Here is a 25,434-nt window from a genome sequence, read left to right as displayed (position 1 = left end):
CGAACGGGTCAGCCCCCTTTTGTGATCAGGTCAAAATTGATGCGTATCGAATTGCGGACCTTGATCAATCCAAGAAGTGCTGTAGGGGGCTCAACACCAAAATCGGTCATGAGCAATTCCTTGGTGCTAATGAAGCGATATCGGCCGCTGCTAAGTCTTCGGCCCTTTACGATCAGCGACACCTTGCGTGCGATGTTCGTGATCGTGATCGAGGCATTACACGTGATCTTTGCCCCATTGGGATCATCGAAAGTACCTTCCGTTATCAGAGCATCGTGCAGATCGATACGGATGTATGGGTAATCTTCGGACTTCAGAGCTTCGCAGAGGTCCCGGTTCATCTTGCTGTTATCGCAGTCAAGTAGTGACGTCTTCAATTTCAACGTTGTGCCTGTGAACCATACTTGACGCTCATCATCGCTGAGGGTGATCTTGGCAGTCTGAGGATTGAACTCATCCGTACACATACACTCGAAGGAGTTCACATTGCTCGTGCCCTCAATGTAGAGTTTGCTCCCCTTTTCGATCTCAAAGGGATAGTCGTGGGGGACTCCAAATGGAGAGAGAAGCAGGACAGCGAGGCTGAGAAGTGTAGAAGAGATCATGGTGAAAGCTACGGATGAAAGATCAGAACAAAACAACGCCGGACCTGAGATCGCATTTGATCGCAGGTCCGGACGTCATGTTCACAGCCATTGGGGGCCGATGTTTTAGAAGCCTACGACAGCTTGAATGGTCAGACCACTGATCTTTCCACCATTGCGATAGTCGTTCGAAGCGAAGCCATCTGCAGTTGCTGGATAGTCATTGTAGTTCTGCATCATGTACTCTGCCTTGAGGAAGAGTTGATCAAGAATGTACCAACCAGCAGCGAAGCTGATGCGGCTAACGTTCGTTTGGAGGTAATCACTCTTGTCTGCCTTCAAAGCACCTTCTTCAACTGTTACACCGTTATAGCGTGCACCAAGGTAGAAGTTGCGGCTGTCGCCGAAGCGATAGAGGAGATCAGCAGCGATCTGGGACATACTGCGATCGCCGAGTGTTGAGTTGTGCTCTGCAGGGCTGTTAGCACCTGTTGCCATGTCATACGTTGCGAAGAGTTCCAGTCCGCCGAATTGGAGGAAGCCGTTGAACTCAAACGCTGTGACGTTGTTTCCGAAGTTCGGATTGATACGACCGGACCATGCTTGAGCAGTGGTTGATGATTGAACAGTATTGTATGTGGAATACTGCTTTTCCATTACCATGTAGTAGTTCGATCCAGTACGGTCTCCCCAGAACAGCGTGTTCCGTGGTGACTGAGATTGCGTGTACATGGAACCGGTGATGCGATAATGGAAGTCTTCGTTCACCTTGCCATCATAGCCAAGCTTTGCATAGATGGCTGGCGACTTGTCAAGTGTGTCTGCAAGAGGAACGATGTTACCCTTGATCTCACCATTCGTCAGACCGAGAACAGCAAGGAAGCCACTGTGTTGGAATGTGAGGTCGGCACCGATCTCCGTTGTGAAGGCATCGATAAGGTAGTTTTCGATGAACGGATTGTAGATCGTTGAACCACCATCAGAGCGACGGAAGTGGGCATCACCATAGTTGATCTCCATGTGACCGACCTTGATCGTCAAATACTGCATCAGGTCGTTCAAGAAGGAGCTATTGAGGAATCCAAGATCATCGATCTGGATGTAACCACCCTTGACCCATGTTTCTTGGTGGTGACGTGCCGAGAGATAGAGCACGAGGTTCATGCGAACACCACGTGCGAGTTGGGCGTCGATATTCAAATTCGCAGATGCGTTGTTGAAGCCGGCACCGATCTTATAGAGCGCGTTGGCCGAGTCCGAACGAAGCCATCCACCGGCAGGAGCTTCATTGAGCTTGCCATCGGAGTTCGTTACATAGTTCTCGTGGCTCAGCATCTGATACCCTTGCGTGAAACCGCCACCGATGCGAACGGCAAGACCTGTGAATGCAGCACCTGAGTCTTTTGATGTTTCAAAGATTCCCAAGCCGGACTTGTCATACGGACGCCAATATTGGATAGGCGCCATCCATTGTGCCGTTGCCATCGATATCGATGACAGCAGCACGAGCGAGATTGCGAGTAGTCGCGTCATTTTCATTTCAGTCCCCAGAGATGTGAATGAGTGTTGGGTGATTCGAGTTTAGGACTTCTTCATCGTCAGCGTAAAGGACACGGTGATCGCGTCCCCGCACTTGATCATGCCTAGCATGGCCGTTGGGCGGTCCATGCCATAATGGGTCATCATCATCTTCACAGAACCCGTGAAGACAACATCACCATTGGGCTGAACTGTCCCCTTAACTGTCATGTCGATCTTCTTCGTAGCACCGGCGATCGTCATATCGCCATTCGTTTCGACAACGTATTCCGCGCCGACCTTCTTGATCGACTTCATGGACGTCATGTTGTACGTGATCTTCGGATGTTCTTCAGACTTGAGAGCTTCGTAGATCTTCTCGTCCATGTCCTCGCCTTTTTCGGACTTAATGGACAGGACGTCTGCTTGAACCCACATGGCATTAACGGCCTGAAGTTCGCCATTTGCAACAGTGAGGTCACCATTTGCCTTCACCTTACCAACTGGAGTGGTCCAGTCATGCAATGTGGACGTTCCATCGATCTTCATCGAAACTGTCTTATCACTGTATTTATCTGCCTTTGCTTCAGCAAAGGCCCCTATCGCAAGGAATAAGGATACAACCATTAGAACCGTTTTCATTGTTCGCCTCCCAGCGTGTTTGAACTGTGATGTCTTACTCTTGGGTACGAATCTCGGGGAGAGTCAACTCCCCAACTATGACTTTTGTCAGGGTACGTATTAATTCATCGTCATTTCATCCACACCGACCTCCCACAACGAAAAAAGGCCTCCCGTTCGGGAGGCCTTCTTGAAGTTCATTATTGATCGTGAGGCTCGATCAGCCCTTCTTGGCGGCTTCAGCTGTTTCTTCAGCAGTTGCAACCTTAGGTGCATGGCAGGCCACGATCACTGCATCCGGACGGTCTGTGAATTCCACACCAGGAATGTTGAGATCGCTGATATGGATCGCAGCACCCTTTACAAGATCCGACACATCAATGTCAATGTGCTCAGGCATGATCGTTGGGTCTACGCGGACATGGGCCTTGTGCATCACGTGCTCCAAGCTACCACCGTCACGAACACCGATCGAGAGGCCCACGATGTGAAGCGGGATCTCTACGGCGATCTTCTCACCGGCTGCTACGCCGAGCAGGTCAACGTGAAGGATCTTGTCCGTTACCGGGTCAAACATCACATCCTTGAGGACGCAAAGGAGCCCCTTGCCATCAACTTCGAGGCGAACGGTCTTGGCTTCGGCTGTATAGACCACCGGACGAAGAGCAAGCTTCTGAACGGAGAAGTGCACAGGATCTTGACCCTTTGCATAATACACGCCTGGGACGCGGTCATTGCGGCGAAGCTGCTTGGCTCCGGTCTGGCCCGGCTCACGTGGCTCGGCTTGAAGGACGATCTGACTCATGGTAGTACCTGTCGATGAATGTTGTCGAGGTGGATCAGCTCTCTGCCTTATCGAACAACGAGCTGATGGATTGATTCTCGTGCGTACGGATGATCGCCTCGGCGAATAGCCCGGCCACACTGATAACTTCGATCTTTGGGTTCTCTACACGAAGTGGGATGGTATCGGTAACGTAAAGGCGGGTAAGCGCTTCACTTTTCGAGATCCGTTCCACCGCCTCGCCGGAGAACACCGGATGGGTGCAGACCCCGATGATGGTCTCTGCTCCCGCTTTTTTCAATGATTCTGCACACTGAACGAACGTGCTGCCTGTGTCGATCAGATCATCAATGATGATGATGTTCTTCCCTTGCACTTCACCGATGATATTCATCACCTCAGCAACATTGTGCTTTGGCCGACGCTTATCAACAACCACGAGGTCTGCATCACCAAGCATCTTTGCATAGGCCCGAGCTGTTTTCACACCTCCGACGTCCGGCGCGGCTACTGCCAAATTCTGAAGTCCAAGTGACTTCAGCATCCGCACTGTTACCGTTGAAGCGTAAAGGTGATCGAGAGGAATATCGAAGAACCCCTGCAGCTGCGGCGTATGAAGATCCATGGTCACAACACGATTGGCACCAGCCTCAACAAGGAGATTGGCCACCAGCTTCGCCGTGATCGCCACCCGAGGTTGATCTTTCCGATCCTGACGCGCATATCCAAAGTACGGGATCACAGCCGTGATGCGGCGAGCCGAAGCACGCTTGGCAGCATCGATCAACATCAAAAGCTCCAACAGGTTGTCCGCCGGAGCAAATGTCGATTGAACGATGTAGAGATCAACACCGCGTACATTCTCTTCGTACTTGACCCAGATCTCACCATCACTGAAATTGCGGATCGTAACTTCTGACAGCTCGCGATGTGTCGCCCGTGCGATCTTCTGCGCGATGTCAAAGTTAGACCTGCCGGCGACGATGGTTATCTCTGAGTCCACGGGTTTTCCGGCTTGTGATCTTTCTTGCTGGGGCGGCAGGGATCGAACCTACGGAATGGCGGAACCAAAAACCGCTGCCTTACCACTTGGCGACGCCCCAATTGGGAGAGCCGCAAATATAGCGCCTTCCCAAATAATGACAAAAGGTAGGGGGCGAGAAATTGCCCACATATCGAAGTAAATTGGGTCATGATCATCTATTCGCGCTGGACCGAGACGTCTTCTACAGCTGAACAAGAGCTGGAGCGGATGCTCAACATCTTTTCCTACGTCCTCTTACACGTGAGCGGAGATGCAGAACAGGCGCTCGACATCCTTCGGGATCTCGACGAAAAACACGGCCTGCTTCGGTCGATGTCCATGGATGACTTTGTTCGACTCCTCCAAACGCAAGGGTTCCTTGATACCGATGAGAACGGGAATCTCCGGCCTACCCCCAAGGCGGACCGAAAAATGCGCACCGATGCCCTGAACGAGATCTTCAGCTCACTGAAAAAGGCAGATCCCGGCAACCATGACGCCCCCTTCTCGGGTTCTGGAGTTGAAAGAACCCCCGACACACGCTCATATGCATTCGGCGACCAGGCGGCGAATATCGACGTCACGGAAACGATGTCCAACCTCTTCAAGCGCACCGGTGACATCGAGGGCTCGGACCTCCGCGAGGACGATATCCGGGTTTATGAAACGGAGCTCCAGACTCGTTGCTCTACAGTAGTGATGATCGACATTTCACACTCGATGATCCTCTATGGCGAGGATAGGATCACACCTGCGAAGCAAGTTGCTATCGCACTGTCTGAGTTGATCCAAACCAAGTTCCCCAAGGACTCTCTTGAAGTTGTGGTCTTTGGTGACGAGGCCCGTCGGGTATCGGTGAAAGACCTCCCCTACCTCACTGTTGGCCCCTTTCATACAAACACACGTGATGGACTTCGACTTGCCCGTCAGCTACTTCGTCGATCTCGCTCAGTGAACAAACAGATCTTCATGATCACCGATGGTAAACCATCCGCCCTCACGATGGAGAACGGCACGATCTACAAGAACTCCTGGGGGCTGGATCAAATGATCGTCAACAAGACTCTCGACGAAGCAGTGGCCTGCCGACGGGACGGCATTACCATTGCAACATTCATGATCGCACAGGATCCGTACCTCGTCCAATTCGTGGAAGATCTCACCAAGGCAAATCGGGGAAGAGCATTCTACACGGCTCTCGATGGTTTGGGCAAGGACATGTTTGTGGATTATGTCCGCAATAGACGACGCCCCATTTGACCTAAGCTACTAATGTTCGAAGCGCCTATCCGACCTGTGAACTGAACGTTCATACGACCGATATTGAAGGCCTTATCTGGAGTGTGTTCATGCTACAGCAGTATCGTTGGTCCTTCATTCTCATCGGATGGCTCTTTGTCATCGTTCCTGCTCTGGCCCTGGGCTTAACGCTCATGCCCATTGTGCCGGCCATGCAAGAGTGGGATAGCATCACGTTCTCCTATGTGGTCTATCAAGTACAGTATCTCTCCATCGGGATCGGTATCGGTCTAATGTTGATCGGCATCATCAACACATGGCCATCAACGCGATGGTGGTGGAGAACGCTGATCGTTCTTCTCGTCGTCCTTGCCGGAGGCCTTCACTATTTGTCGCGTACCGAAGCATCTGCAGAAGAGATGTTCAACGAACCCTCTTCGGTCAAGAGAACACAGATAGATCCTTCGCAGGCTTCGTCCGATACAACGGTCTACATGTGGGTGTATCTCAATGGTCAAGCAGCCGGCTATCCACTTGACCTCGTAGCCCATCATCATAAGATCCACGACACTGTAGGGGGCGTCCCGGTTCTTGTGACCTATTGCACGATGTGTCATACCGGACGTGTTTATTCACCGATGATCGATGGCAAACATGAGACGTTTCGTCTTGTTGGAGCCAATCACTTCAATGCGATCTTCGAGGACCGAACAACGGGCAGCTGGTGGTATCAGGCCACAGGAGAATGTGTTGTAGGACCCCAGAAGGGAAAGGTCTTTTCGGATGTTCCGTTCACACAGGGCACCGTGTCAGAAATGTTAGCCCTTACAAATGTCTCGTCCGTCTCCACCTTTGTTCCTGATGAAGCAACAGGTGATCGTTATGATTGGTCAAGGGGCTTTGCAGTCCGCACCGGCGATACAACGCAGTCGTACGGGAAACGATCCTTGGTCATCGGTGTAGAGATCAACGGCGCAGCTCGCGCCTATCCGGTGCGCGATCTTGTGATGCGATCGAACGTATCTGTGATCAGGGACACCGTTAATGCAACGGTCATAGCGTTTCAACGCCCAACATCGTTCGGTTCTCCTGTCACGGTCTTTCGCGACTCCATCACATCCGGTGTGGTTGTTCAATCGTATCGAGAGTATTGGCAATCATGGAAACACTTTCATCCAACCACAACTACCTATCAGAGCCGATAAGGGCAGCACCTGATGCAGTACCGGCATTCGCCTGGGCGGAGTGGTATGCGGGCGTTGGCGGTCGTTCGATCGTGATCTCCGAAGTACAGGAATACCTGCATCTCATTCATGATGAACAAGCGCCTCGTTTCACCGGACCCGTTGCAGACGTTGAGCAGCCTTTCTCTGGTGGTCAAGAAGCAGCTACGTGGGTAAAGTCCGTAGCGCGAGACCTTGGTGCCGACATCGTTGGTATCTGCGCAATAGAACCATCTGATATCTACCGAGGCCGAGAGGTTCACGAACACTTCGCAATCGCTGTCGGGAAACGCATGCGATACGCCGAATTCCAGAGCGTGCCGGATACGCGAAGTGCCATCGAATGTATGCGGATCTATCACGACCTCGGCGAGGTGGTGATCGGTCTGGCAGATGCCCTTCGCAAGCGGGGCTATGCCTGCCGAGTAGAACACCCGCTGGGCGACAGTAACGTGCTTCACATCCCGATCGGGCTCAAGGCTGGTTTTGGTGAACTTGGAAGACATGGTAGCATCATCAACCCCGAGCTTGGTCCATTGTTTCGCATGGGGAGTGTGCTCACCTCAATGCCTCTTGCATGTGATGCACCGATCGACGCAGGCATTGCCGCCTTCTGCGATACGTGCAAGGCATGCAGGATCTATTGTCCGGCAGACGCCATTCCGGATGAACGCAGCCCCGAGGCTGGCAAGGATCACCTAGGGAATGATCGATACAAGGTGGACACCGGCAAGTGTTTCCCCTACTTCGCCAAACACAACTATTGCTCAGCCTGCTTACCCGTCTGCGTCTACAACCACAAGGAATGGGCAAAAGATTTCAATGGCGAGCCCACCAAGATCTTCCCCACGGTTGTAATGCACGATCCCCCTCCTGTCTGCGACTCTGTCCCTCTTCTTGATAGACACGAATACCCACAGGTCCATCGAGAGCGAGGCCGACGTCCCACTCCGCATCACGCCGTGGATGCCAGCAAGCGCTAACGAAAAAAGCCCCGCAGTGCGGGGCTTTTTTGGATAATTACTCTTTTGAGAAGTTACTCAGTTACGTAGTTACTCAGTTACGGGGTTACAGCTGTCATAACCGTCATAATTGTCATAACGTCATAACTGTCTTAACGTCATTTCTTAACGCGTGTCTTGCGCTACGAACGGCAGCAGTGCCAGGTGGCGTGCATACTTGATCGCGCTGCAGAGGCGACGTTGCTGAAGAGCCGTTACGCCAGTGATACGACGGGGCAGGATCTTGCCTTGGTCGTTCGTGAAGCGACCCAAGAACTTCGGATCGAGGTAATCGATCAAACGCGACTTCTTGAGTGGATTTGTACGCTTCTTCGGTTGGTTCCGCTTTTGGCGGAACGGCGAATTGATCGTATTCGGATTTGGTGAGGTTGGCATTGCCACGTGATAATCTCCTGTTTACTTTCCTTGTGCGGCCTTCGCGTCGCGCACGGCCTGGGTCTTTTCGAGACGCTTCTTGAATCGGTCAACGCGACCAGCCGTGTCTATGAGCATTTGCTTGCCCGTGTAGAACGGATGTGACTTTGAATCGATTTCAAGAACCATGCGATCGCCCTTGAAGCACGAACGGGTCTTGTAGGTGGTACCATCGGTCATTACGATGTCGATGGTCTTGTATGCGGGGTGAATGCCCTTCTTCATCGAAATTACCTCGTGAAATCCATCTTGTCGATTTGTCCAACGTCGTCGACCTTTACGAAGCGCTCCATGTACTTAACGGTGCCCTTCTCTGAGCGGAAGGCCTTGATGACCTTGACGCTGATCTTCGAATCGCCGGCTTTTTTCTTTGTCTTGTCGCCGAATGTTTGCTGCTTAGCCATGTCGTCCTCAATAGCCTGAGGTTGAGTAGTTCGTTTCCGTGGGAACAACAAACATACGGCAGTTCACAATTCTATGCAAGTACTTGCTGAATGGTCACTTGGCAGGTGCTAGATTTGCCGCATGATCGTCATGAAATTCGGCGGAGCCGTGCTCCGCGAGCCGGACGGGTTCCGGCGTATGGTTCGCATCCTTCAAGCTCAGCCTGGTCATGGTACCCTGGTAGTGGTGTCAGCATTTGCCACGGCAACCCGAGACCTTGAGTTTGCCTCCCGCCTTGCCCAGAAGGGTTTGGCTGCCGAGGCGCGCGAGCGTCTGGACCAGGTGGTGGCAGACCATCGAACGCTTGTGAGGGCGCTGTTGCCATCGGCAACCACCCGCGAGGGAATGGAGGCGTTGCTAGACGAAGCACGCACGGCTCTTACGGCTGTTTTGGACGGGGTGTCCACCACGCGACAGCTAACCCCAAAGACGTTGGACAGGATCTTGGCCCATGGGGAGTTCTTTGCCCTCCACATTGCGCGTCACGTCTTGCAGGAGGCTGGTCTGGATGTGGTTGGCGTAGACGCCCAGACGGTTATCGTAACGACAGCAGACCACGGAAAAGCTAGCCCCATACCGGAAAAAACGGCGATCCGGGTCCAGCATGAACTTCTCCCGGCCCTTTCCAAACATCGGATCGTACTGGTGCAGGGCTTTGTAGGGCGTTCTGAGGATGGAGCCACAACCACGATGGGCAAAGAGTCTTCCAACCTCACAGCAACGCTCCTTGGCTCCCTGCTCGAGGCACAAGAAGTGGTGATCTTCACCGACGTGGAAGGTATCCGCAGTGCCGATCCGCACACAACGGAGAACACATCGATACGTCCACATTTAACCTATGATCAGGCTCGGGTGGCTGCTCATCACGGGCTCAAGCTTCTTTATCCTACGATGATCGATCCGGCTGCGGTCTCGGGACTCCCCATCCGTATTGCCAGTGCTGAACATCCGAACGGTGAATCCACGATCATTGATGGTGCGCCCGGACAATGCCTGCCGATCGTGATCGCCGATCATGCCGGGTCAGATGTGGAGATCACTACGGTCTTCATCGATTGCCCGCAATGGCTTCCGGCCGTTACGTCCGTTGTACTTGAACTACACTCCGACACGCCATGTGACGTTCATACGTCGCATGCAGATCGCACTGCCGTACTGCGCGTACCTGCACACGTTGCATCGGATGTGGTGCGTAGACTTCACCTTCAACTCAGTTCACAGGACCCAACATCATGAAACCAGTCCACGATAAGGTCGCTAAGGAAGCTTTCGTTGTTGGCAACACCTACAATGTCTCTCTGCGCGGCAAACCTCTATACGCGGCAGAGGTCGTAAAATTCCACGGCGGCTGCTGGGCTACTGTGCGCGTCACCAAGCCTCTTAGCGATGAAACCGCACAGATGTATTCACCTGGGGCAGAGTTTGATATCAAGGTAGCGGAGTATGATTTGCTAATTACCTAGTTACGCAGTTACAGAGTTACGCAGTTATTCTATAGCTCTGTAACTGGGTAACTGGGTAACTCCGTAACTGAGTAACTATTCCCCTGCCTTCTGCAATTCTTCATTCGTAAACGCCATGATCGCGGCCATCATCTTGCGTTCGAGGTCTCCATTGGAGACCCAGAAGTGGTTTGCAGCAGTGATGAATTCTTCGAAGCCCGACATTTCGGCGCGGAGGATGATCTTGGTCTGACCGCCTTCTTCCTCCTTGACGTTGATCTTGTACTGCACGCGGCAGGTGACCCATATACCGCCACGAATGCGCGGAACCTTTGAATACCGTTCGATCACGTCCTTCGTGCTGTCTTCACCTTCAGCGAGAAGACAGTAGTCGGAAATGTATTGCCCTTTATACAGACCACCCTCTTCTGCAGGTTCGATGATCTTTTCTGTCTGGGGCTTAGGGCAGCCGGATTGCTCCATTGCTCTCTTCACAGAGCGCCAGACCTTGCCGAATGAACCCTTGATGGACTCGGTGAGTACAGTTTGCTGTGTTTCATCCTGGGCAACTGCTGCCGTAGATGATGCAAGAACGAAGAGAGCGATAGCAGAGAGGAGGATCTTCATGGTCAACGTTATTTGTGGGGAACGTGGATCAGGCAGCGGATTTGCCTGCAAGATGAACAGAGACAACCTTTGACACTGCCGGTTCTTCCATCGTGACGCCGTATAGTGTATCAGCCGCTTCCATCGTCTTCTTATTGTGCGTGATCATCAAAAATTGTGTGTTCTCTGCAAATTTCCGAATGATCTTCAAATAGCGGTCAATATTGGCATCGTCGAGCGGTGCATCCACTTCATCAAGGATACAGAAGGGGCTCGGCTTCACCAAGTAGATCGCAAACAGCAGAGCAATGGCGGTAAGGGTCTTTTCACCCCCGGACAACATTTCAATGCTGTGCGGTCGTTTCCCGCGAGGCTTCGCTGTGATCTCGATCGTGCATTCGAGCGGATCATTATCTGCCGATTCGATCATCTGAAGATCGGCTTCGTCATCCTCACTGAAGAGCATCTTGAAGAGCGTTGAGAAGTTCTCACGGATTCGCACAAATGTGGACGTGAACTTCTCACGCGCCGTGAGATTGATCTCGGCGATGGTCTCGTTGAGTGCTCGCTCACTTTCCGTGAGATCGGAGAGTTGTTGCGTGAGGAAGAGGAATCGTTCGTTCTCCCGTTCATGTTCTTCGAGGGCGAGGAAGTTCACGTTGCCCATCGATGTGAGTTTACGTCGGAGATCCTGCACCTGTGTGCGAAGCTCCTCGGGCGCAACCTCCGACTCCGGCATTTGCGGATTTTCCGGCACTTCTAGGTCGAGCTCTTCACTTGCCCTACGCGCCAGTGATTCCATGCGGAGGCGTACTTCATTGTGCTTGAGATCGGCCTCGTGCTGCTCATTGACGATCCCATCGAGTTCCTTCCGCTGACGTCGAACATCCTCTCCGGCCTGATGGAAGGCAGCCGAATGCTCGCGCACGGAAAGCTCCAAACCTTCTCTCTTGGACCTCGCTTCGGCCAATCGGGCAACGATCGTTGAGGCGCTCGTATCAGACTCCGTACGCTCTGTTTCAAACGTTGCGATCTGCTGTTGAAGATCGTTGCGTTCTGTATCGCGCTGTTCACGACGTTGATCGATCGTAAGACTTTGGTTCGTGAGTCGACCTTCGTTGCTAACAAGCGTCTGGAGCTCACCGCTCAAACGCACCACGCGAATCTCAACTCCGCGCATCTCACCGATACGCTGATTCACGAGCTGCTCAACATTCTGAAGTGCTTCTGTAGCCGAAGCTAGTTCCGACTCAAGTTTTGCTACTCCTTCACTGGCCTCCGTGATCGCATGCTCAGCCGCAGAAGCGTCCACACGGAGAGACTCAAGCTCCCCGGCGATGCGCTGCGCTTCTTCATGAAGGTGTTGCTGCTGGGCATGTACATCATCCACTCTGCCGCGCAGCGAATCCAAACGTTGCTGACGGTCATTGCGGATGATCGCTACCTTACGAACCTCGTCGCCAAGCCTGCGCAAGTCGATCGTCCCCAACTCCTGCTTCACTGCCCGAAGTCGTCCATCAACATCTGCGATACGCTGTTCAAGTGTGGCGATCTCTCCTCTGAGCTGATCGATCCGCTCACGGCGTCCAACACGTACGCCTTCCGTCTTCGATGTAGAGCCGCCGCGTACTGCCCCGGCACGATGAACGATCTCTCCCGAGAGCGTAACTGCGGATGTTGCAGGAGTTTGGCTCATGGCCTTCCATGCATCATCCATCGACCGCACAACCACGGTATGGCCAAGGATGCCTCGTACCGCGCCGCGCAATTGTTCGTCTGCCTGCACAAGCTCAGATGCCCAACCGATCACTCCGTCGATGTTCCCAAGTGAAGGGGGCTGTTCGATCGCAGGGATCGCATCGCGACACAAGAATGTGGCCTTGCCGACGCTGTTCTTCGAAAGTGCGCTGATGGCCTGCTGTGCCTCGGTGCGATGTGCCACAACAAAGTAACGGGCTGCATCACCAAGCGCGGCTTCGATTGCCACACGGAGCTCCTCACCGGTGTTGATCACCTCTGCAAGCGTGAGCTTCTCACCCGATGGCGTCCACTCCGGCGTGTTGAGCAGGAACTTGCTGCTCTCCGTAGTGTCCACCAGACCAACAAGAAACTCGAGCGAGGCAGAGCTGTGCCCGAGTTTCGAGCGCAGATCTTCAGAGTCCTTTTGAAGTCCTTCTTGTTCGGTCTGGAGATCGCGTTGGCGAGCCTCGGCGGTATGCAAACGTTGCTCCGACTCCGCAAGCTGCTGATCCAAGGCAGGCAGATCCGCACTCTCGCGCGCTATCTGGTCCTCTACCTGTGCCAGTCGTTCCGATGCCTGACGTTGTTGTGCTTCGTTCTCTGCGAGTCTGCGTTGCTGACCTTCGCCTTGAATGCGATATCTGTCTGCCTGATTGCGCTGCTCATTGAGGATCTGACGTGCGGCCGTGAGACCTTCTCGCTGACCATGCATTTCCTCACGCATTTGCACGAGGGTGGCCTGAGCTTCTTCCACAAGTGCTCGTTGGGCCTCAAGTTCCTTTACCGCTTCTTCATGCTCCAGCTTCCCGCTTACCATACGGTCTCGTACTTGCTGAAGCTCTTGCGATGTGGATGACTGTTGGGACTGCGACTCGTTCTGTTCACGATCGAGACGTTCGAGCGCGCGTTGTGCCGAAGCCTTTCGTTCGTCGACCAAGGAGATCCGTTGCTGCACTTCACTCAATGCCGTGCGAACATCATTCTCGAAGGTGATGGCAGTGCGGAGTTCCTGTTCCATCTGCTCGTGCGTCTTTTCCGCCACGATCACCTGTTGCTCGGCAGACGTCAAGGCAGCCTCTGCAGCCTCGCGCTTCTGCCGTATCCCAGTGATACGTTCCAGGAGTTGCGTTAGAGCAATGAACTCTTCGGCATATTCAAACGCAAACAGAATTCGGTCGAGGTCGCGCAGTCGTGTGGACAGATCCTGATGCTGACGTGCCTTCTCTGCCTGACGTGCCAGCGAATTCACGGTCTTCTGCACTTCACGAACGATATCCTGCACGCGAGCAATATCACGTTGTGCTGCATCAAGCTTGCGTTGTGCCTCTTTCCTGCGCGCCTTGTACTTCGTAACACCGGCAGCCTCCTCAAAGAGGTGTCTGCGCTCATCAGCCTTATCGCTGAGGATCGTTTCGATCATCTTCAATTCGATCACCGAATAGGCATCTGAGCGCATACCGGTATCCATGAAGAGATCCACGATGTCTCGAAGCCTGCACTGCGTCTTATTCAGGAGGTACTGACTCTCACCATTGCGGAAGAGGCGACGAGTGATCACCACCTGCGAATATTCCGTAGGCAAGATCTGCTTGTTGTTCTCGATCGTCAACGATACCTCTGCCATGCCAAGGGGCTTCCTGGCTCGTGAACCATTGAAGATCACTTGGTCCATTGAGTCTGCGCGAAGCATCGACGTCTTCTGTTCTCCAAGCACCCAACGTATGGCATCCACAACGTTCGTCTTGCCACATCCGTTCGGTCCGACGATCGCTGTTACACCATCGGTGAACTCGAGATCGGTCTTGAGACCAAAACTCTTAAAGCCCACCATCTCGAGTTTCGACAGATACATTTCGTTGAATTCCGGTAATGAGTCGTTCTATAACCGCCCAAATTGCGACAGCCGGGCGTGACCCCAACCGTTGGAGTTATCCACACTATTCACATCAACGTCGCAGACCTATTGATCCTTGCGCCTATTCACATACAGCATCGGGAAGACGGCGGCCACGGTGGTATAGAGGGTGGTGGCAACCCCGTACTTCAAGAAAAACATCCCAAAAGAGATCTGCATCGGGCGAACGTAGAAGAAGTAATACAGGAGGTTATGCACACCCCCGGCAAGCGCAACAATGAGCAGGAATCGATAACTGCCAATGGTCTGCATTGCATACCCTTCGCGCCAGAAGTAGCCGGCAACGAATCCTGCTGCGGTTTTTGCCAGCGCATTTGAGCCTAAGACGTCTGCCGAGACCACATCGAACAGCAATCCGGCCAAGAACCCGGCGATCATGCCTGTGAACTGACCCTCAACGATCGCGATCCAAACCGTGAGGATCAGCAATAAGTCCGGCGTAACCGAACTCACAGCAACAAATCGCAGAAACACCACATGGACCACATTCAGCAAGAGCGCCACCACCGCATACACGATGAACCGTAGTGCCGGATTGGTCACGAATTGTGAGCGTTGCAGATCGAAGTTCAGTGCCATGATCGATTACGGCGTTGATCGTTGCGGAAGTCGTTCATCAGTGCGTTTCTCCAAAGCAACACGTTCACTGTTCGGTCTCGTATCAACAATGAAGAGCTGTTCAAGTGTTGCGAAGTTCACGGCGGGCTCAACCACTACTCGACGGAAAAGAGAGTTCGCCTCTTCGTCAACTTGCGTTGCTCTTCCGATGACGATGTTGGCCGGATATTTTTGACTGTAGGATGACGTGAGGATCACATCTCCTGCTTGTACATCGAGCGAGCGAGGCACGTTCTTCAGGACGAGGAAGGTCTCACCTTCCCATTGAATGATCCCATCAACACGTGTACGTTGAACCTTTGCACTCACACGCGTATCACGATTGAGCAAGAGCTGCAGCACTGCGAAGTGCGGCGATGTTCCGATGACGATGCCAACGAGTCCCGCATCAGTGATGCAGCACATCCCCTCTTGAACGCCGTCCTCTATACCCTTGTTGATCGTTGCGTAATTCCGGGACTGCGTTGTTGTCTTCCCTATCACATCGGCAGCGATCAGATGATAATCTGTATACGCCGGCAATTCAAGCATCTTGCGGAGCGTGGTATTCTCGACCATTGATTGGCGCGACCGTGCCGACTCAACGGCAAGCTGGAGATTCAGCTCACGAAGCGCAAGGTTCTCACTCTTAAGTGCTACCGGGTTCGGGATCCATGCAAACAATGATTGCATCCATCCGATGGATCCAACGATCACTGCACGGAATCCGCCAAGCTGTGAGAGACTCCCAACGCTCATGAATGCGAACGACATCACCACAAGTGTTCCAAGGGTGATGTAGTTCTTGAATCGAACAACAAAGTCGATAAATCGACGCATTAGTATCGCTTCGACTTGATCAAGACAGACGAATACGCGTCGAGATCCTCAAGGACCTTTCCGGTGCCACGTACAACGGCAGTGAGTGGATCATCGGCCACATGAACGGGCAACGATGTTTCACGTCGGAGGCGTTCGTCAAGCCCCTTCAACAATGCTCCGCCACCGGAGAGGATGATGCCACGGTCGAAGATATCGGCCGACAATTCAGGCGGCGTCTTCTCAAGCAACGTCAATACAGCTTCGATGATCGTAGAGATATTCTCATTGAGTGCTTCACGGATCTCTTCACTGGAGACGATGATACTCTTTGGAGTCCCGGCCACCATGTCTCGACCCTTTACTTCGATCTCAAGTTCTTCGGGAAGGGGCCATGCAGAACCAACATTCACCTTGATGATCTCTGCAGTACGATCGCCGATGAGGATGTTGTGTTGTCTCTTGAACCAATTGACGATGGCATTGGTGAGCTCATCACCAGCGATGCGAATGGATTCATCAACAACGATGCCCGATAGAGCGATAACGGCGATCTCGGTTGTACCGCCACCAATATCAACAACCATGTTACCCATCGGTTCGTGCACATCCAAGCCTACACCGATGGCAGCGGCCATTGGTTCAGCGATAAGGTGTACCTGTTTCGCGCCGGCATGTTCTGCAGAGTCACGCACGGCGCGCTTCTCAACCTCTGTGATACCCGACGGTACACAGATAACCATGCGCTTTGCATGAGCGATCGATGTGGATGTCTTTTGAATGAATGCACGAAGCATTCCTTCTGCGATCTCAAAGTCTGCGATCACTCCATCCTTCAACGGACGGATGGTCTTGATATCGCGGTGTGTTTTTCCCACCATCTTTTCGGCTTCATGGCCGATGGCGATGATATTCTTAGAAGTGCGATCGAACGCAACGATCGATGGCTCGTTGAGGACGATCCCCTTTCCTTTTTGCCAGATGAGGGTGTTCGCGGTACCGAGATCGATACCGACGTCGTTGGAGAAAATCCGAAAACGGGCCATGGGGTGGAATTGCGTAAGGAAATGCGAATCGGACGAAGTTACGAAGGGACCATCTCCTTTTTACGTATCAAGTTTCCACCATCTGGCCACCACTGGATTTTTCTGTCAAACGGTGACCGTGTCCGGCCTCCCGTAGTATCCGGCAGCCAGGCGTCATTTAAGACGAATTCTGCCAAAATCGGGCGCTTTGAGGGTCGAGTACAAACGAAAAAGGGGCTGGCGTAAGCCAGCCCCTTTGGGAATGTCGAGATTCTGATGAACGCTTAGCGAACGATCGAGAGTGTACGTGTGCGCTGACCGTTTTCGTCAGAATACGTGATCACTACTACGCCGTTGTTCCATGCCGAAGTATTGATGCAGAAAGAACCAGCATCAGATACCGTGGACGAAGCAAGAACGCGACCGTTGATGTCGTGAACGAAGACCGGCGAATTCACGCGAACCGTTGTGAAGACGATCTGCTCGTTAGCAGCATCGAACCACACGCGAGCTGTCTTGCCCATTTCATCTTCAACACTGGTTGTGATGTTGCCATTCAGCTGGGTTACGTTGTTTGCACCGTCAGTTGCATCGTTTGTGAACGTTACTGTTCCGGTTGCGACGCCCAAGGTTGACTTCTTCATACAGACACTAATAGTTACCGATGCACCAGCCGCTACAGCTACTGGTTTTGCTGGTGCTCCAGCTGCGGCATAGAAGTCAGTGTTGTTAAAGGTCCAATCAATGACGCTCATTGCAACATTACCAGTGTTCGAGATCGTGATCTCTGTAGGACCTGTTGGAGTGCAATCCTCATAGTCAGCACGTGTTTCATCGAACGTGAGTGCCGGCGTTGTGGAGATACGCGAAACACCACCGGTACCGGAGAGAGCGCAGGTTACGTCGCCGCAAGCCGTTGCTACTGTGAGTACGTCGGAATCGCCGGCTTCAGAACCGATGATCGGTGTGTAGCTGAAGGCGATCGTGTGTGTGCCGCCGGCAGGAATGGTCACGGAACCACCACCAGCGGTGACTGCGAAACGTGTGCCATTAGCGAGTGTGATCGATGTGATGACCAGTGGAGCGCCGGTGTTGTTTGTAACCGTAAGCGTTCCTTGACCATTCTGACCGACATTGATAAGACCAACGTTGATAGCAGCGGCCGACAGTGTCGGAGTAGCAGCACCAATGGTGATCTGACGGGTTGTGAGGTTGTTGTTCCAGTCGCGGACTTCAACAACGCAGCTACCGCCCTTTGATGCATCGATCAGAGCAACTTGGAACGTTGCGCTTGTGACCTTTGGATCTTTTGGGAACGTTGTTGGGTTGATGAGCGTCAGCTTGATGTTCTGTGCTTGCGGGTCGAGAGCAAGACGGATCGACTGGATCCCGCGTTCAACCTGATCGCGTTCATTCGGTGTAGCGCGGGGAGGATCCGGAATGTTCCGGGTTTCCGTTGCCGTAAATTCGCGGACGCCACAAGGCAGCGACTGCATGGTCAACACAGGTGGCATGGTGTCAATACCGGGCTCAACGGCCTGAGTATTATCGCCACCTGCTGTCATCACCTGCACAGCAAACACGGCGAATGCCGCAAGAAGGCACAGTTTTCGCATGACCAAATCCCTAGATGAGTAAGAGTAGATATCCCCGTTTGAAGTCCGCAAACGATACCCGCATTTGCATTACCAAATGCTGATGTTCGTTTTGCGTTACCTGCGAGTATACGAACAGAAGCTGTTTACACAAAACAAGGGATTTTTTTTCTATCCCCAATGCTGTCTGCCGTATATGATCCCGACCGCTAACATGCCCAGAAGTTTCAGCGTTTCCAAGGGGTTGAGTGCGATTACGTGGTTTTTCTGTCCCCCTGCGCACTGCCCAGCCCCCTCCCTATCGTAGTTTTGCCCAATGCAAATAGGCCACGTTACCGTCGATAAGGGCATAGTCCTTGCCCCCATGGAGGATGTCACAGACCTTCCGTTCCGCATGATCTGTAAGCGGTATGGGGCAGATATTGTCTATACCGAGTTCATTTCGAGCGACGGACTGGTGCGCGATGCCCGGAGATCGATGGAAAAGTTGCGTCTGGCCGAAGAAGAACGTCCGGTAGCCATCCAGATCTTTGGAGGTGACGAGGATATCATGGTTGAAGCCGCTCGCAGGGCGGAAGAGTCCGGCCCGGATTTCATTGACATCAACTTTGGCTGCTGGGTAAAGAATGTTGTGGTTCGCAATGCCGGAGCCGCACTTCTCAAGGACCCCGCGGGGATGCAGAAACTCACGCGTTCTATCGTAGATGCCGTAAAGATGCCCGTGACGGTAAAGACACGTCTTGGGTGGTCGCGGGATTCGATCGTGATCCTTGAGGTAGCAAAAATGATCGAAGATGCCGGAGCTGCTGCCCTCACCGTGCACTGTCGGACCCGTGATATGGGTCATGATGGCGATGCCGATTGGTCATGGATCCCGAAGATCAAACAGGTGGTGAACATTCCTGTGATCGTCAATGGGGATATCAAAACACCTGAAGACGTCAAGCGGGCCTTTGATGAAACAGGAGCTGATGCGGTGATGATCGGGCGTGCAGCCATCGGAAATCCCTTCGTGTTCGCTCATGCCAAGGAATTCATGGCCACGGGTTCGTATACACCTGTGTCGTCGCGAGAACGCATCCTCACATGTTTGGAACACCTGCGTCTGGAACTCACCTACAAGTCTCCCCGACGTGCCGTGCATGAGTTTCGCAAACACTATGGCGGATATCTTAAGGGGGCTCCGCAATAACTCTCTTTGCCGACAAGATGTGGTCCGGTACGAGACCTATGCAGAGGTGGAAGAACGTATGCTGCGCTATGCAGATGAGCTCGATGAGATGGTAGACGCCACTCCATGATCCCTGACGTCCTTTTGAACGAAGCGGTCTCCGCACTGGCACGGCATGGGGCACTTGGCGAACAACTGGTCATTGCCGTAAGTGGCGGCATTGATAGCGTAACACTACTCCACACTATCAATACAGCACGTTCGATCCACAACCTGTCGTGCCTTGTTGCCCATGCCAATCATGGATTACGAGGCGTGGAGAGCGATGATGATGAACGTCTTGTTGTCTCCATCGCCGATTCCCTTGGTCTTCCTTGCATCACGCAACGTCTAGATGTAGAATCCTACGCCCGCTCATCGGGACTTGGAATAGAAGGGGCCGCTCGTGAGCTCCGCTACCAGTTCCTCACTCGCGTAGCACACGAGAGCAGCGCATCAGTGGTGCTTACGGCCCACACGATGGATGACAATGCCGAGACGATGCTCATGAATCTGGCGCGAGCCAGTGGCACACAGGGGCTGAGCGGGATCCCGCCGGAACGGGCATTGGGCCCGGGTGTTCGCGTTATCAGACCCTTCCTTACGATCTCTCGAGCACAAGTACGCGATGCCGCGTTATCGGCCGGGCTTGCATGGCGAGAAGATCAAAGTAATGCCGACCAGCGCTTCCTGCGAAACCGTGTACGATCGGTGATCATGCCCGCACTGCGCGAGGTTTTTGGCCCATCAGTTTCGGAACGGATCCTCAGGTCAAGCGAGCTTGTTCGTGATGCGGATGTAGTTGTTCGCAGCGTTGTTCGTGAGATCAGCCCTGCTGTGATGATAACCGAACATGCAGAAGCCCCCTCCTTTGTTGTTGAGGCAATGAAGGGGCTCCCTCGCGGTTTGGTTCATGAGATCTTTCGATCGGCACTCTCATGTACACATGAAGATGTTGCGAGACTCACAGCCCTGCTCAATGCAGAGGCAGGGTCTGAGGCCTCCCTATCAGAGAATCGAACGGCGTTGCGTGAACGAGATCAGATCGTAGTATCCGTTCTCGAACACGATAATGGCGCACATGAAGTTGCCATCGACGGCGACGGGACGTATGTTGCAGGCACGTATATGTTGTCGGTACAGAGATGTCCACTCGGCGATCTGCACCCTCGCGCGGATGGTTCGGTAGCCTACATTGACGTGTCGTCGCTTCAAGGGCCACTCATCTGGCGGGAATGGCGCAACGGCGATAGGTTCCAACCCTTCGGGCTCAACGGAACAGTATTGGTTTCTGATCTGTTAACCAATAGCCGTATTCCTCATGCTGAACGCCGACATATTCGGGTGATCTGTGATGATGCTGGCATCGTTTGGGTCTGCGGGATCCGCGTAGCTGAACGAACACGAATTACGTCCACAACGACAGACATTTTGATCCTATCTGTTCCCCTATGACCGACAACGCCATCATCTCCCCGGACCATCAGATCCGCGTGCACGACCGGACATTTCGCCCCTACATCCGTAGAGACGAGATCCAAGAACTTGTTCATGATATCGCCAAACGGATCAATCATGATTTCGCAGGTCAGGAAGTGACGGCCCTTGTTATCCTCAAAGGAGCAATGGTGTTCGCCGCTGACCTCATTCGTCAGCTCTCCATGCCGGTGATCGTGGAGTTTACGCGTGCCTCCAGTTATGGCAATTCGATGACCAGCGCGGGAACCACTGCCATCGAAGGCCTGTTGGCTGACGTCACGGACCGCAATGTGATCATCATTGAGGACATCGTCGATACTGGAACCACGATCCGAGACCTTATCAAACACCTTGGCGGACTTCAGCCGAGGAGCATTACTATTGCTGCCCTACTCAGCAAACCTTCTGTCCACAAGGATACCCTTACGATCGACTATGTCGGACGCGAGATAGCGCCGGACTTTGTTGTGGGGTACGGCATGGACTATGCCGGCCATGGCCGACAACTCGATGCTATCTGGGTGGTCACAGAAGAACCCACGGCATGAAAAACCCTCGCCACACGTCAATGCGCCCATGAACGGAAATCAACAACGCCCGCAGCGCCCCAAGCGCGACCCAGAAGACGATAACGATCTCACGGTATCCCGCGTTCTCAGGAACGTCCTTATCTGGGTCGGCATCCTCGTTTCACTCGTCATGGTTGGCATGCTCATGTCCAACGGACAACGTCAGGAATTCCCTCTGACGTTCAACGAGTACATGGAGGTTGTCAAGTCAGATCGCGTGCAATACGCCACGATCACGAAGACACAACTCAACGACTTCGAGTTTCACGGGACGCTGAAAGAGGCGATCACAATCCAACGAGATAATCGAACGATCGAAGTGAAGAACTTCCGCACGAAACTCGGCGTGGTAGACTCGCAGACAGAAGCCCTGTGGCGTGAACATGGCATTGGATGGTCCTACGAAAGTGGAGACTCCCCTTGGTGGGTCTCGATCGTTCAGCTGCTCCCATGGGCGTTGCTGTTGATCGCATTCTTTTTTGTGAGCCGTCGTATGCAGATGGGTGCCGGCGGTGGAAAGAACATCTTTTCGTTCGGACGTAGCAAGGCTCGCCTTCTTACCGAAGGCAACATGCAGATCAACTTCACGGATGTTGCCGGAGCTGATGAGGCCAAGGAAGAACTTCGGGAGATCGTGGAATTCCTTCGAGATCCTAGCCGGTTCACACGGCTTGGTGGGAAGATCCCGCGTGGGGTGCTGCTGCTAGGCCCTCCAGGAACAGGAAAGACGCTTCTTGCGCGTGCAGTTGCCGGGGAGGCGGGTGTGCCGTTCTTCACGATATCTGGTGCGGACTTCGTTGAAATGTTCGTTGGTGTGGGCGCGAGCCGAGTGCGCGACCTCTTTGAGAATGCCAAGAAGCAGGCTCCGTGTATCGTCTTCATTGACGAGATCGATGCCGTTGGCCGTCACCGTGGCGCGGGCCTCGGGGGCGGACACGATGAACGTGAACAGACATTGAATCAGCTTCTTGTTGAGATGGATGGATTCGAACAGAATTCCGGCATCATCATCATTGCGGCAACAAATCGCCCGGATGTGCTGGATCCTGCTCTTCTCCGTCCGGGTCGTTTTGACCGGCAAGTGGTTGTGGACCGTCCAGATATGCTTGGCAGACTTGGTATCCTGCGAGTTCACACGCGTAAGGTTCCGATCTCCAAGGATGTCAATCTTGAGATCATCGCAAAAGGAACTCCGGGAATGAGCGGTGCTGATCTGGCGAACCTCGTCAATGAGGCAGCCCTTTTGGCAGCACGCCGAAACAGCATGGACGTTACAATGTTCGACTTTGAGAACGCGAAGGACAAGGTCCTCATGGGCGTTGAACGGAAGAGCATGGTAATGAGCGATAAAGAGAAGGAAACAACAGCCTATCATGAGATCGGCCACGCACTGGCTGGCAAGCTTCTGAAGCACGGCGATGCGGTCCACAAGGTCACGATCATCCCGCGCGGTCGCGCATTAGGTGTTACGTCATACCTGCCGAACGAAGAGATGCATACGATGAGTCGCGAGCAGCTCGAGACACGTCTTGTAACACTCCTTGCCGGACGTGCAGCGGAACGTGTTGTCTTCGACCAGCTCAACACGGGTGCCTCGAATGACCTAGAACGGGCAACAACCATCACGAAGAAGATGGTGTGCGAATTCGGCATGAGCGACGTGATCGGTCCGGTTCGGTATGCGAGCCAGCATGACGAAGTGTTCCTTGGACGTGAGATCTCTCAGCCGCGCGACCACTCGGAAGAAACCGCCAGAGCGATTGATGGCGAGGTCCGAAGGATCATCGTTGATTCTGAGGCAAAGGCGATCCAGCTTATGCGGGACAACATCGACTTACTACATCGTTGCTCTAAGGCTCTGATCGAGCGCGAGATCCTTGACAGTGAAGAACTTGACGTACTGATCCGAGGCGAAGAACTTGCCCCAATGATCAAGGATGTTGCGTCGTTCCGAGAGAAGATGCGTACGTCTGCTCAAGCCCCCTCCCCCGAACCCTCAAAGGGTCCTGACCCGGGTACAGAAGGTCTGGCGCTCAGTCCATCTTAAGGACACAGACCTGATTTACTGACATTTATCATTGCTATTACCAAACCCTCTGGGTAGTTTGGGACAAACGTTCCATCATCCAGAGGGTTTTTTCTATGAGATCAATTACGCGCTTTGGCACATTTGCCTTCGTTCTTGCAATGGCCGTAGCCTCGATCGGCTTCTCCGGCTGCGAGGAACTTGCAAACGCAACAACATTCACCGTGCCGATCACGATCACTGTTAGACCTGAGTCGAACAACCCATCGATCCCGAAGACGGACCAAGCATGTAAAGACATGTCTACAGAAACCAGCTTCATGGATAACAAGGACAAGATCTCGGGTGGTAAGGTCAAGGAAGCCTTCTTCCAGATCATCGATCTTACCGATCCGGTCTTTGCTTCCGGCACGATCAACGATCAGATCTTCACGTCGTGCAGCTTCACACTCACGTTCGATGCCTCGTATGGCGACGTGAAGGTGTATAACCTTGGCACGTTTACGAACGTGAAGCTTTCTGACCTCATAGCCGGTAAGATGGCCGTGCCGGTTAGTGCAGATTTTGAAGAAGCCATCAAGCTTATCCCACGCCGTCCGAAGTTCTGCTTCAATGCGGTGTACGGTTCCTTCAATACCGGTCCTGCTTCGGCAGCACACATTCAAGGCAAATTGGATGTAACGATCGACTTTGAGGCGAGCGCTCTTTAGGCTTAGGTGACCTGTGTAGGTGACCTGTGTAGGCGATTCCAACGGTCAGATGCGTTTAGCGTGTCTGACCGTTTTTCTTTTTAGAACTTGGACTTCATGAAGAGACTCTCGGGGATGGCGCGAACCACTGCCATGATGAGTCTCCAAATGCCGGGAGTATAGAGTACCTTGACGTTTTTGGTGATGGCCCGTTCAATATCATAGGCCACTACGTCAACATTGGCCATAAGCGGGAGTTTTACTCCTCTCGTGAGTGGCGTATCGACGGGGCCTGGCTTTACCGTCATCACATGCACTCCCATGGGAGCGAGACGGGCACGGAGTCCGGAGTAGAACGCCGTCATTGCGGACTTGGCCGCCCCATATGCGTAATTGCTGCGTCGGCCACGTTCGCCGGCTACAGAAGATAGTCCAACAAGCGAGCCCCCTCCCTGACCTTCCAAGACGTTAGCATATCTGTGGGAGATGGAGATCACGCTTACGGCATTGGTCATGAAGGAATCGATCGTGGCGTCAACGTCACCATCCAGGACCTTTTGATCTGGCATCACGCCATGGGCCACTAGAACGCAATCGATCCGACCAAGATCCGCGATGGATCGAGCGATGATATCGGCGTGGAGGTCTCGCTGGCGTAGATCGGCAAGGTAGATACTGGCACTAGCTGCACCGCGCGCCAACAGATCAGAGGCAACGGCACGTACCTTTTCTTCTGATCGTGCAACAAGAAAGAAGCGGACACCGTGTTCAGCATATCGTCTGGCAACACTTTGAGCAATGGCTGAAGTGGCACCGATGATGACCATGGTTGAGATGTTGGATTTCACA

24 protein-coding genes, 1 tRNA gene and 1 pseudogene are annotated in these 25,434 nt (G+C 53.2%); 10 read left to right on the top strand and 16 right to left on the bottom strand.

Features of this window, described 5'->3' with window-relative positions:
- Window positions 1-8: 8 nt before the first annotated feature.
- From IPI29_01855 to IPI29_01830, 6 genes are all read right to left on the bottom strand, one after another.
- Window positions 9-605 carry a YceI family protein gene (locus tag IPI29_01855; protein MBK7411282.1) on the bottom strand — a complete coding sequence of 199 codons (597 nt, stop codon included), beginning with the start codon at window positions 603-605 and terminating at the stop codon, window positions 9-11.
- Between the two features lie 105 nt (window positions 606-710).
- Window positions 711-2,051, bottom strand: coding sequence for a hypothetical protein (locus IPI29_01850; GenBank protein ID MBK7411281.1), 1,341 nt, complete (start codon window positions 2,049-2,051; stop codon window positions 711-713).
- Window positions 2,052-2,165: 114 nt separating this feature from the next.
- Window positions 2,166-2,744 (bottom strand): YceI family protein, encoded by a 579-nt coding sequence (locus tag IPI29_01845; GenBank protein ID MBK7411280.1) that lies wholly within the window; start codon window positions 2,742-2,744, stop codon window positions 2,166-2,168.
- Between the two features lie 199 nt (window positions 2,745-2,943).
- On the bottom strand, window positions 2,944-3,528 hold the full coding sequence (locus tag IPI29_01840; GenBank protein ID MBK7411279.1) for a 50S ribosomal protein L25: 585 nt from the start codon (window positions 3,526-3,528) through the stop codon (window positions 2,944-2,946).
- A gap of 34 nt (window positions 3,529-3,562) precedes the next feature.
- On the bottom strand, window positions 3,563-4,510 hold the full coding sequence (locus tag IPI29_01835) for a ribose-phosphate pyrophosphokinase (GenBank protein ID MBK7411278.1): 948 nt from the start codon (window positions 4,508-4,510) through the stop codon (window positions 3,563-3,565).
- A gap of 27 nt (window positions 4,511-4,537) precedes the next feature.
- Window positions 4,538-4,610 (bottom strand) — tRNA-Gln (locus IPI29_01830).
- A gap of 89 nt (window positions 4,611-4,699) precedes the next feature.
- Here IPI29_01830 and IPI29_01825 point away from each other — a divergent pair.
- The 3 genes from IPI29_01825 to IPI29_01815 all read left to right on the top strand — a co-directional run bounded on the left by IPI29_01825 (window position 4,700) and on the right by IPI29_01815 (window position 7,976).
- Window positions 4,700-5,791, top strand: coding sequence for a VWA domain-containing protein (locus tag IPI29_01825; protein ID MBK7411277.1), 1,092 nt, complete (start codon window positions 4,700-4,702; stop codon window positions 5,789-5,791).
- 89 nt (window positions 5,792-5,880) lie between these two features.
- The gene (locus IPI29_01820; GenBank protein ID MBK7411276.1) at window positions 5,881-6,975 is read left to right on the top strand and encodes a DUF3179 domain-containing protein; all 1,095 of its coding nucleotides are present in this window, start codon (window positions 5,881-5,883) and stop codon (window positions 6,973-6,975) included.
- Window positions 6,930-7,976: a hypothetical protein gene (locus tag IPI29_01815; protein ID MBK7411275.1), complete on the top strand. Its 1,047-nt coding sequence runs from the start codon at window positions 6,930-6,932 to the stop codon at window positions 7,974-7,976. The genes IPI29_01820 and IPI29_01815 overlap by 46 nt, the downstream gene beginning before the upstream one ends.
- Before the next feature lie 144 nt (window positions 7,977-8,120).
- Here IPI29_01815 and IPI29_01810 read toward each other — a convergent pair whose 3' ends face one another.
- Genes IPI29_01810 through IPI29_01800 form a run of 3 tightly spaced genes read right to left on the bottom strand, consistent with a single transcriptional unit; the run spans window position 8,121 to window position 8,833 of the window.
- Window positions 8,121-8,390 (bottom strand): 30S ribosomal protein S18, encoded by a 270-nt coding sequence (locus IPI29_01810; protein MBK7411274.1) that lies wholly within the window; start codon window positions 8,388-8,390, stop codon window positions 8,121-8,123.
- Between the two features lie 21 nt (window positions 8,391-8,411).
- Window positions 8,412-8,654 carry a 50S ribosomal protein L31 gene (gene rpmE, locus IPI29_01805; protein MBK7411273.1) on the bottom strand — a complete coding sequence of 81 codons (243 nt, stop codon included), beginning with the start codon at window positions 8,652-8,654 and terminating at the stop codon, window positions 8,412-8,414.
- A 5-nt stretch (window positions 8,655-8,659) separates the two neighbouring features.
- Window positions 8,660-8,833 carry a hypothetical protein gene (locus tag IPI29_01800; protein ID MBK7411272.1) on the bottom strand — a complete coding sequence of 58 codons (174 nt, stop codon included), beginning with the start codon at window positions 8,831-8,833 and terminating at the stop codon, window positions 8,660-8,662.
- Between the two features lie 121 nt (window positions 8,834-8,954).
- On the opposite strand from IPI29_01800, the gene IPI29_01795 reads away from it, so the two are divergent.
- Window positions 8,955-10,109, top strand: coding sequence for a hypothetical protein (locus IPI29_01795; GenBank protein ID MBK7411271.1), 1,155 nt, complete (start codon window positions 8,955-8,957; stop codon window positions 10,107-10,109).
- A complete protein-coding gene (locus tag IPI29_01790) occupies window positions 10,106-10,336 on the top strand; it encodes a hypothetical protein (protein ID MBK7411270.1) in 231 nt (76 codons plus the stop codon). Before IPI29_01795 ends, IPI29_01790 begins: the two co-directional genes overlap by 4 nt.
- Window positions 10,337-10,411: 75 nt before the next feature.
- On the opposite strand, the gene IPI29_01785 is transcribed toward IPI29_01790, so the two are convergent.
- The 6 genes from IPI29_01785 to IPI29_01760 all read right to left on the bottom strand — a co-directional run bounded on the left by IPI29_01785 (window position 10,412) and on the right by IPI29_01760 (window position 18,633).
- Complete coding sequence (locus tag IPI29_01785) at window positions 10,412-10,942, bottom strand: hypothetical protein (protein ID MBK7411269.1); 531 nt, start codon at window positions 10,940-10,942, stop codon at window positions 10,412-10,414.
- A 28-nt stretch (window positions 10,943-10,970) separates the two neighbouring features.
- Window positions 10,971-14,513: a chromosome segregation protein SMC gene (smc, locus tag IPI29_01780; GenBank protein ID MBK7411268.1), complete on the bottom strand. Its 3,543-nt coding sequence runs from the start codon at window positions 14,511-14,513 to the stop codon at window positions 10,971-10,973.
- 108 nt (window positions 14,514-14,621) lie between these two features.
- The gene (gene mreD / locus IPI29_01775) at window positions 14,622-15,155 is read right to left on the bottom strand and encodes a rod shape-determining protein MreD (GenBank protein ID MBK7411267.1); all 534 of its coding nucleotides are present in this window, start codon (window positions 15,153-15,155) and stop codon (window positions 14,622-14,624) included.
- Between the two features lie 6 nt (window positions 15,156-15,161).
- On the bottom strand, window positions 15,162-16,013 hold the full coding sequence (gene mreC, locus IPI29_01770; GenBank protein MBK7411266.1) for a rod shape-determining protein MreC: 852 nt from the start codon (window positions 16,011-16,013) through the stop codon (window positions 15,162-15,164).
- Entirely contained in the window at window positions 16,013-17,038 is a 1,026-nt protein-coding gene (locus IPI29_01765; protein ID MBK7411265.1) for a rod shape-determining protein, read from the bottom strand. The genes mreC and IPI29_01765 overlap by 1 nt, the downstream gene beginning before the upstream one ends.
- Window positions 17,039-17,301: 263 nt before the next feature.
- Window positions 17,302-18,633, bottom strand: coding sequence for a hypothetical protein (locus tag IPI29_01760; GenBank protein ID MBK7411264.1), 1,332 nt, complete (start codon window positions 18,631-18,633; stop codon window positions 17,302-17,304).
- A gap of 295 nt (window positions 18,634-18,928) precedes the next feature.
- Here IPI29_01760 and dusB point away from each other — a divergent pair.
- From dusB to IPI29_01735, 5 genes and pseudogenes are all read left to right on the top strand, one after another.
- Window positions 18,929-19,913, top strand: a pseudogene (gene dusB, locus IPI29_01755) (tRNA dihydrouridine synthase DusB).
- Window positions 19,910-21,277 (top strand): tRNA lysidine(34) synthetase TilS, encoded by a 1,368-nt coding sequence (gene tilS / locus IPI29_01750; GenBank protein MBK7411263.1) that lies wholly within the window; start codon window positions 19,910-19,912, stop codon window positions 21,275-21,277. The pseudogene dusB and the gene tilS overlap by 4 nt, the downstream one beginning before the upstream one ends.
- On the top strand, window positions 21,274-21,849 hold the full coding sequence (gene hpt, locus IPI29_01745) for a hypoxanthine phosphoribosyltransferase (protein ID MBK7411262.1): 576 nt from the start codon (window positions 21,274-21,276) through the stop codon (window positions 21,847-21,849). The genes tilS and hpt overlap by 4 nt, the downstream gene beginning before the upstream one ends.
- Before the next feature lie 151 nt (window positions 21,850-22,000).
- A complete protein-coding gene (ftsH, locus tag IPI29_01740; protein MBK7411261.1) occupies window positions 22,001-23,917 on the top strand; it encodes an ATP-dependent zinc metalloprotease FtsH in 1,917 nt (638 codons plus the stop codon).
- Window positions 23,918-24,012: 95 nt separating this feature from the next.
- A complete protein-coding gene (locus IPI29_01735) occupies window positions 24,013-24,606 on the top strand; it encodes a hypothetical protein (GenBank protein ID MBK7411260.1) in 594 nt (197 codons plus the stop codon).
- 80 nt (window positions 24,607-24,686) lie between these two features.
- On the opposite strand, the gene IPI29_01730 is transcribed toward IPI29_01735, so the two are convergent.
- Window positions 24,687-25,433: an SDR family NAD(P)-dependent oxidoreductase gene (locus IPI29_01730; protein ID MBK7411259.1), complete on the bottom strand. Its 747-nt coding sequence runs from the start codon at window positions 25,431-25,433 to the stop codon at window positions 24,687-24,689.
- Window position 25,434 lies beyond the last annotated feature (1 nt).

The sequence above is a fragment of the Ignavibacteria bacterium genome (assembly GCA_016707005.1).
Taxonomy (GTDB): domain Bacteria; phylum Bacteroidota; class Ignavibacteria; order Kapaibacteriales; family Kapaibacteriaceae; genus UBA10438.
Note: the sequence above shows the minus strand (reverse complement) of the source record. Positions and strands in the feature narration are given on the sequence as shown.